Below are 1943 nucleotides of genomic sequence, written 5' to 3' on the forward strand. Positions count from 1 at the left end.
AGAGAGATCTTTCCAATTAATTTCCTTGGCCTAAGTGTGGATAAGACCTCTGCATATACCCAACTTGCTCAAGAAAAAACCTGTGCAAGTGATAGCACAAAATGTCTCAAAGATGATGATAGCACTAAAATCACTGGCTTTTTAGAATATGATGCTGCTGCTCCTAAAGATCTCAGCAAGGCCACGTTGATTTATAAAGCCAATGTAGAAGGTATCTTAGTAGGTGATGTGAAGTCTTTAGATACAGATACTACCAATACTCAAAAAAGAAAGTATGAAGTGAGGCTCAGTGAAAATAGTGCCTTTATTGGTTCTCTTGATATTAGTGATGTGCCTATTTCAATTGATCTCTCTTCTGGATCTAAGGTCATCTTCACATCCACTTCAGAAGTGCAAACTTTAAGAAGTGAGGCTAACTCTATTGATGCATCTTTATTAGCACAAGCCACACTCTTTCAAAAAAACAACACCATCATTGACCTAGCCACAAGTGGGAATGCTCATAATCTAGTGAAAAAAGATACCTACTCAAATTTAAGTGTGAATCATTTAAATGGTGTGAAAAACACCATCTTTAGATTCTCATTTGGTTTGAATGATGCTTTAGAAAATGCTTCTGATAGATTGATCGTTAAAAATGTGAGCAATTCAAAAGACAATATCCTTCAGGTCTATCAAAATCTCTCTCATCCAACAACATTAAAAGGAGATGAAAAGGTATTGCTTGCTTCTATTGCTAATGGAAGTAGCACATCAAATGGAAAGATATTTAAGGTTGGAGAGATCTTTAATAATGAAGGCTTTGATGTGATTAAAAGCAATATCATTGTCTTAGATCAAAATAGTAGCGATCCTAATAAAGCTAGTGCTGGAACTACGTATAGCAATTATTATCTTGCTTCCATGTCAAGCTCTGTGAATCAAGATGCTGCTAATAGTGCTAAAGCTGCACTGAACTCCAATCGTTCTATCATCTTAGGAAGTATCAATGATATCAATAAAAGAATGGGAGAACTCAGAGATAATGATAGTGTGCAAGGAGCATGGGCGAGAGTATTTAATGGAATGAATAGTTCTAGCTATGGTATTGGCATTAGAAATATATTCACTAATATTCAAGCAGGATATGATCATACCTTGAGAAATCTAGAAGGTGGGAATGAATATGTGGGAGTGGCACTCTCTTATGGATACAATAGCCTTAGTTCTGATGGGAATGTTCTTAAAGGAAATGCAAATATGATTGAGCTTGGGGCGTATTATTCTTATGTAGCAGATAGTGGTCTTTATAGTGATTCTATCTTGAAATATGCTTTCATTGCCAATAAACTTAGCACGAGCAGTGCTGCTTCTTCAATGGATTACAACACCAATGCCATCACATTTGGACAGGAGATAGGCTATCGCTTCTTCTTAGATCCTAATAAAAGATTTTATGTTGATCCCCTTGCTGAAATCAATCTAGGATATTTCTCTGAAGGGAATATCTCTCAAAGAAATGGAGATGCGTTTATCAATACCAAGATTGATGCGAACTTGATGTATCGGGTCAAACTAGGAGGGAATATGGGCTATCGTCTCATTAGTTCTAAAAATCAAACTGATTTTAGAATCGGACTCTCTTATACCTTAGATGGAAGCACTGCTAATATCACTAGCCATACCAATCTCTCTTCTCAAAGTGATGGCATTCCCCTTAGTAATGGAGGGGTACTTCAATTAGGAGTGAATTCAATCATCTCTGATAATTGGAGAGCGTATATGGATGTGGATGTTGGCTTTGGTCAAAGCACCTACAGACAAGATTATCTCATTTCTTTAGGTGGGAGATATCTGTTTGGCAAAAAACCAAAGGGACGCACTCCTAGTGCTTATCAAATCAACCCTGCCCCAATCAGTCCTGCTAGTAATAGCAATGCTAATACTAGCAATACTAAAAATAG

The 1943-nt window shown here is 36.8% G+C and carries 1 protein-coding gene; it reads left to right on the forward strand.

Translation table 11 applies throughout. The annotated features are described in order from the left end of the window. Positions 1-36 precede the first annotated feature (36 nt). The coding region (locus tag BKH42_RS08990) for an autotransporter outer membrane beta-barrel domain-containing protein (RefSeq protein WP_180674043.1) at positions 37-1943 on the forward strand (1907 nt) is incomplete at its 3' end.

Source organism: Helicobacter sp. 13S00482-2, assembly GCF_002272795.1.
Lineage (GTDB): Bacteria > Campylobacterota > Campylobacteria > Campylobacterales > Helicobacteraceae > Helicobacter_J.